Below are 6,129 nucleotides of genomic sequence, written 5' to 3'. Positions count from 1 at the left end.
CCAGGTTCGCGGCTTCACGCCGATACTCCGGCGTGTACTTCTTGCGCTGTTGACTCACAATGAACATCCTCTCCTACGGACACAAGATCCGCACTAATAGGGTGTCCACTAAACGAGGGTAACCTCAAGATCAACACCACGTGATTTCTGTTCGACTAGGGTTTTTGCCGTCGGGACATGCATATCGATGTACCCCGACCTGTATGTCTTAACTTCGAAATGGACTTCGGTGGTGGTGGATTCCATACCGAGGACATCGCGAAGAAGCTGTAGCCAGAAGAGCTGCGTTTCCCCTTTCTCGTATCCCTTCGCGGCTGACCATTGATCGATGAAGTTGCGTGCCGCTACTCGTTTGTCGGCCATACCAACACCCCGCTGTCAAGTTGTTCGTTTATCAACCCATTATTGACAATTCGCTGATTGAAACGGTGGATCAGCACGCACCGGTGGTCGTCACGAGCCTTTGTTACTCAACGGTAGACTCAGTCAAGATGAAGAACTGGTAAGTAAGAAACCGGTTAGGGGACCTCTGCGGTTACGTGAGGCGCATGCCGCCGAACCACACCGACCCCTGTGAATCATCGACGTCTCTTATCGATCGACGTCTCCTTGAGAATCCTGGATACGTCAAAGCGTGTGACCAGTCCTTGTAGCTGACCGGTCTCTTTGCCATCGGTCGTGATCAAGCAGATAACAGGTCCATCGGCAGAGCCCAAATCACTGCAGACCTTGTGGACCGGTGATGTGGGCTTGTAGAACTTCACCTTCTCGTTGTTCTCAGCACACTCCAGGACCTCGGCAACGGTGACTTTCTCGGCCATCAACACTCCGTCGGTGTCGATGTGTTTGCTGAGCCAGCGCGCCATGGCGTTGGTGGTGAACAGGCCGATGTACTGCTTGCCGTCATAGACGGGCATCTGAGAGATGTCGTGCTTGATGATCTCGGCAGCTGCATCGGCCAACGAATGGCTGGAAGACAACACATCAACGTCTTTGATCATGTGGTCCTTCACCTGGGGTGCTTGCTTGATCTGCTTCTCCAAGGTTTCAATCCATTCGACCGTGTCTTCACGCGGTGTCGCAACAGGCATGCCCTGCTTCCGGTCACCATGCTGAATCGCGTTACGGAGGTCGGCCAGCGTTTTCAGCATCCTGAAGTTCCTCTGAACCACAGGATCGTTCCGATCGTTGGCGGTGCGTATTGCTTCACCGATCCCCTTGAACTCGCGGTTGTACCTTTTTGAGAGGATCTCCACAATCTCCTCGACAGCGGAAAGGAATCGATCAAGCAGTTCGTCGGACTCGAGGGTTGGCGTCACAACATAACCTTTCGTCATTGACATGTGGTCATCCCATTATCTGAGTTACGCATCTGAACACTCGACCAGTGGAGATCCGTCTGGATCATTGAGTGTTCGGGTCTTGGCCGAACCTGTCGCGCGGGCTCACCGTCGAGACGTGGGAGACCCTCGTGCAGCTGAAGGAGGAAGGCGTCATCACCCACGTGGGTGTGTCGAACTTCCGTCCCGAGCAGCTCACCGAACTGCACGACGCCACTGGGGTATGGCCGGTGATGAATCAGATTCAGCTTTCCCCTGCGCTGGCCCGCAGTGAGGCTGTCCGCTTCCACGCCGAACACGGCATCGTCACTGAGGCGTGGGGCTCGCTCGGTATGCGTGAAGACCTGCTCGACCAGATTGTCGTTCACAAGATCGCTGCCAAGCATGACGTCGACCCACACCAGGTGGTGCTGAAGTGGATTGTTGATCAAGGCATCATCGTGATTCCCAAGTCGAAAGACCCGCAGCGTCAGGCCTCGAATGCCACCTTCAACTTCGAGCTGGATGACGATGACCGCGCCCTGCTGGCCACGCTTGATCTCGGAGAAGAACACGCGTGGGACAGCCGCGAGCACGAGGAATGGTGAGGTTTGTCCGCGAAGACCGCAGCCCGAGCGGCTCTGGCGATCGCATCGATCGAAGCACCTGCACAGACGGAATCGCCAACGGAATAATTCGCGGCGCCCAGGCATTTGCGTAGATAGAGGGCCAACTGGCAGAAAGCTCGAGATCTCAGAGATGTTGACCCGCGCGAATAAGAGGACTTTTCTCTTTGGAGATGACAAATATAACTGAGTTCAAGACTGTAAGCATCCTCGGCGGCGGCGTTCTCGGATCACAGATCGCCATGCAGGCCGCATACCACGGCAAAGACGTCACCATTTACGATGCCTTCCAGGAATCGCTCGATAAGCTTCCCGCGCGCTGGGACTGGATGCGCGCCGGATACGAAGAAGACCTTGAGGACTTCACTGCCGACAAGTTCGATGAAGCTCTGAAGCGGATCTCCACCACCACTGATCTCAAAGAGGCAGTTTCAGACACGGACATCGTCATCGAAGCAGTCCCAGAAAACCTTGAACTCAAGCGCGAGACGTGGGAAAAGGTGGGCAAGCTGGCTGATGAGCGAACCGTGTTTGCGACGAACACCTCGTCGCTGCTGCCGTCGCTCTTTGCTGACTCGTCCGGCGCTCCCGAACGCTTCCTTGCCATCCACTACGCCAACCGCATCTGGAAGCAGAACCTCGCCGAAGTCATGGGAACCCCGAAGACGGACGAAAAGTTCGTCGAAAAAGCACTGAAGTACGCGGAAGAAACCGGCATGGTTCCCGCTTACGTGAAGAAGGAAACCCCCGGCACTTCCTGAACTCGATGCTCATTCCGTGGCTGAACGCAGGCAAAGACCTGTACATGAATGGAGTCGGCAACCCCGAAGACATCGACAACGCCTGGAAACTCGGAACAGGCAACCCCCGCGGTCCGTTCGAGGTCTACGACGTCGTCGGCTTCCACGTTGCCTCCCACATTGCCCGCAACTCCGGCACAGAGATCGGCAAGGGCTTCGCCGACAAGCTCCAGGAGGCCATCGACGCTGGATTCAGCGGCGTGGCTGACCGCAAGGGCTTCTACGTCTACGACGATGCCGGCAACATCACCGGCGCAAACGACTTCTTCAAGCAGTAATGCGCTGAGCCCCAGTTGCTGTTCATGCTGGGGCAAGGAGAAGCGCAGACTTCCGACCCTTCTCGGGGGAGCCGGCCTCTGAGTTTGGCTGACCATCTGCGCGGATGAATCTGTGCCACAGACCCCTAATACAGATGGCATAAAGGTCTGGCGGTTCGATGCCTGTCGAAAGGGTGGGAAGCGAACGGCCGGCCGGGCTTTCGCCCGACCGGCCAGGAGAGAGTCACTGCAGAAGTTCCTGCGTTTCGCTTAGATTCGGCGACCAGAAATGATTACGGCCACTCCACCGACTGCAAGCAGTGCGATGCCAGCAAGCCCAACTGCCAGACCGGTCGCACCGGTGCGCGGCAGGCTGCCGGATGCGGAGGAGCTGGGCTTCGTGCCGTTGTCCTGAGAACCTGAAGTTCCCGAGGTGCCGGGCTTGTCAGCTCCAGGAGCTTCCGCACCGGGCTTCTGGTCTTCAGGGTCCTTGGCTTCCGGCTTGCCCTTGTCGTTTTCGCCTGCTTCAGGAGCCTCTTCGGGGTCCTTGGCTTCAGGGTCCTTAGCCTCGGGGTCCTTGGGCTTGTCGCCGTCATTGTCCGGGGTGCCGGGCTTGTCAGCTCCAGGAGCTTCCGCACCGGGCTTCTGGTCTTCAGGGTCCTTGGCTTCCGGCTTGCCCTTGTCGTTTTCGCCTGCTTCAGGAGCCTCTTCGGGGTCCTTAGCGTCCGGTTCGTTCCCTTCGGGGTCCTTGGCTTCAGGGTCCTTAGCCTCGGGGTCCTTGGGCTTGTCGCCGCCGTCGTCCGGGGTGTCGGGTGCTTCGGGTTCGTTGGCTTCGGGATCCTTCGGGTCCTGCGGTTCCGGATCCTTGGGGTCGTTAGTCTCGGGATCCTTGGGGTCGGTCGGCTTGTCGCCGCCGTTTTCCGGGGTGTCAGGAGTTTCCGGTTCCTTCGGATCCTGCGGTTCCTGTGGGTCCTGAGGTTCCTGCGGGTCTTCAGTCGCGAACAGGGTGTTCTTCTGTTCGTCGGTGAGGTTGATGTTGGAGCGGTGGAGGACGGTGTCGTCGTTCGGGTTGCCGGGGGCTACCCATACGACGGTGTCGTAGTCGGTGTCCTTGTTCAGCTTGTCTGCTGCTGCGGTCACCTTGGCACTGAGCTTACCGTCCTTGAGGTCCTCAGCGGAGACGTGTTCAAAGGCAACGGGTTCTGTCGACTGCTTTGCTGCGGAAGCCGAGAAGGTGACCGGCTGCACCGCACCTGAACCAGCCATAGCACTCGGCAGGGTGATGTCGGTGCTTTTAACCTCGCGGTCGACAATTGCAACGTACACGCCCTTAGGCAGGTCGTTGTAGCCTTCGCCAGAGACGTTCACGACCAGGTTCTTGCCCGAGACAGTCGGCGTGCTCTCGGTCTTACGCTCCTTGTCCTGATCCTTGTCCTTCTCGTCGCTGTCGTCCGGGGTTCCGGGTTCGTTGGCTTCGGGGTCCTTCACCTCGGGGTCCTTGGGCTTGTCGCCGCCGTCGTCCGGGGTGCCGGGCTCGTTGGTTTCAGGTTCCTTGGGGTCCGTTGGCTTGTCGTTGCCGTTTTCTGGTGCCTCGGGATCCTTTGTTTCAGGGTCTTTTGGATCCTCCGGTTCCTTCGGATCCTCCGGTTCCTTCGGATCCTCCGGTTCCTTCGGATCCTCCGGTTCCTTCGGATCCTCCGGTTCCTTCGGATCCTGCGGTTCGGGGGCTTCCGGTTCCTGGGGCTCTTCGGCTGGGAACAGGGTGTTCTTCTGTTCGTCGGTGAGGTTGATGTTGGAGCGGTGGAGGACGGTGTCGTCGTTCGGGTTGCCGTGGGCTACCCATACGACGGTGTCGTAGTCGGTGTCCTTGTTCAGCTTGTCTGCTGCTGCGGTCGTCTGGGCGTCGAGCTTGCCGTCCTTGATGGCGCTGCTGGGAATGTACTCAACGGCAACCGGTTCCTTCGACGACTTTTCTGCGGCAGCCGACCTAGCGGACGGGCGTGACAGTTCGATTTCGCTGTTCTTGACCTTACGGTCGACAATTGCGACGTAGACACCGTTGGCATCCCGGCCAGTGCTGGCCTTGGGCAGCACGCCGTAGCCTTCGCCGGTCACATTGACCGTCAGGCCCTTGTCAGAAACAGAGTGCGTGCTCTTAGTGGTGTTCTTAATCGTCTCCTCATCGACCTGCGGTTCAGGCTCTTCGGCCTTGTACTTCACGGTGAGAGCAGTGGGGGCCTTGCGTGGGTCCGCAGCTCCGCCGGATGTGTACCAGTACTGGGTCTGGCCGGTCAGTACGTTGAAGTCCACCCAACTCTTGGGGAACGAACCCCAGCCGTCTTTTTCTTTGTTCTGGTCTGGCTGTCCGCTGTCGATGCCTTCGTAGTCCGGGGTGACGGTGAAGCCGTTTTCATCGAGCTCGACCGTGTTGTTTTCGAAGTCGGCGATGGTGCCTTCAACGGGGTTGAGCTTCTCCCACTTGGACAGGTCCTCCATGTCGGTGCCGTAGCCGGAGAAGGTGCCGGTGAGCTTGCCCTTGCCGTTCTTCACCTCGAGCTTCGGGTCACTCACCGACCAGTAGGTGTATCCGGAGTAGTACACCACGGTGAACGAACCCTCCCACTGAATGGTTCCAGAATTCGTTTCAGGGTCGATTGTGCCTTTGCCACCGGAGATCTCAACGAAGTTGCCCGATCGCTTGGCTTTGTCGCCGTTCCACGTGTTGAGCCTCTCGCCTTCCGGGGTCTGGCACTTGTTGTCCCACGTGATCGGCTGTGTGCCGCCATCAGCGGTAGGCCGCAGGATCTTGACATTGCCCTCTTCCGGGCTGAAGAGCTTCTTAGCTTCGGCGTCTGCCTTGGACCACGGCGAGGACTGCCCGGCATCGCCGGATACACCGGCGGACAGGAAGTTGCATGTGCCGGGAGCATAAGCGCCCGCACCGGATTCGGCGTTGATACCCCAGCTGAAGACAGCGTCCGAAACATTGAGTTCTGCGGCCTGGGCGGGGTGCGCGGACAGCAGACCGGCCCCGCCCAGCGCGAGTGCCACGCTTCCGGCCAGGCAGGCGCGCCAATTGCGGCGCGAAGGCGCGCTCGATGATGACTTCATTGTTCTCCTTGTGGAC

The 6,129-nt window shown here is 58.7% G+C and carries 6 protein-coding genes; 3 read left to right on the top strand and 3 right to left on the bottom strand.

The window, feature by feature from the left end:
• Positions 1 to 108: 108 nt before the first annotated feature.
• Positions 109 to 363 carry a type IIL restriction-modification enzyme MmeI gene (locus Bravens_RS02495; protein ID WP_062020009.1) on the bottom strand — a complete coding sequence of 85 codons (255 nt, stop codon included), beginning with the start codon at positions 361 to 363 and terminating at the stop codon, positions 109 to 111.
• Between the two features lie 215 nt (positions 364 to 578).
• A complete protein-coding gene (locus tag Bravens_RS02490) occupies positions 579 to 1,319 on the bottom strand; it encodes a CBS domain-containing protein (RefSeq protein WP_167346384.1) in 741 nt (246 codons plus the stop codon).
• A 92-nt stretch (positions 1,320 to 1,411) separates the two neighbouring features.
• Here Bravens_RS02490 and Bravens_RS02485 point away from each other — a divergent pair, with 92 nt between their 5' ends.
• From Bravens_RS02485 to Bravens_RS10750, 3 genes are all read left to right on the top strand, one after another.
• A complete protein-coding gene (locus Bravens_RS02485; RefSeq protein ID WP_062020005.1) occupies positions 1,412 to 1,927 on the top strand; it encodes an aldo/keto reductase in 516 nt (171 codons plus the stop codon).
• 191 nt (positions 1,928 to 2,118) lie between these two features.
• A complete protein-coding gene (locus tag Bravens_RS10755) occupies positions 2,119 to 2,706 on the top strand; it encodes a 3-hydroxyacyl-CoA dehydrogenase NAD-binding domain-containing protein (RefSeq protein ID WP_244878099.1) in 588 nt (195 codons plus the stop codon).
• A 44-nt stretch (positions 2,707 to 2,750) separates the two neighbouring features.
• The gene (locus Bravens_RS10750; RefSeq protein ID WP_244878098.1) at positions 2,751 to 3,023 is read left to right on the top strand and encodes a 3-hydroxyacyl-CoA dehydrogenase family protein; all 273 of its coding nucleotides are present in this window, start codon (positions 2,751 to 2,753) and stop codon (positions 3,021 to 3,023) included.
• Between the two features lie 249 nt (positions 3,024 to 3,272).
• Here Bravens_RS10750 and Bravens_RS10745 read toward each other — a convergent pair whose 3' ends face one another.
• Positions 3,273 to 6,113 carry an HtaA domain-containing protein gene (locus tag Bravens_RS10745; RefSeq protein ID WP_244878097.1) on the bottom strand — a complete coding sequence of 947 codons (2,841 nt, stop codon included), beginning with the start codon at positions 6,111 to 6,113 and terminating at the stop codon, positions 3,273 to 3,275.
• Positions 6,114 to 6,129: the final 16 nt, after the last annotated feature.

Source organism: Brevibacterium ravenspurgense (genome assembly GCF_001584615.1).
Lineage (GTDB): Bacteria > Actinomycetota > Actinomycetes > Actinomycetales > Brevibacteriaceae > Brevibacterium > Brevibacterium ravenspurgense.
This window is presented reverse-complemented; position numbering and strand designations above follow the sequence as displayed.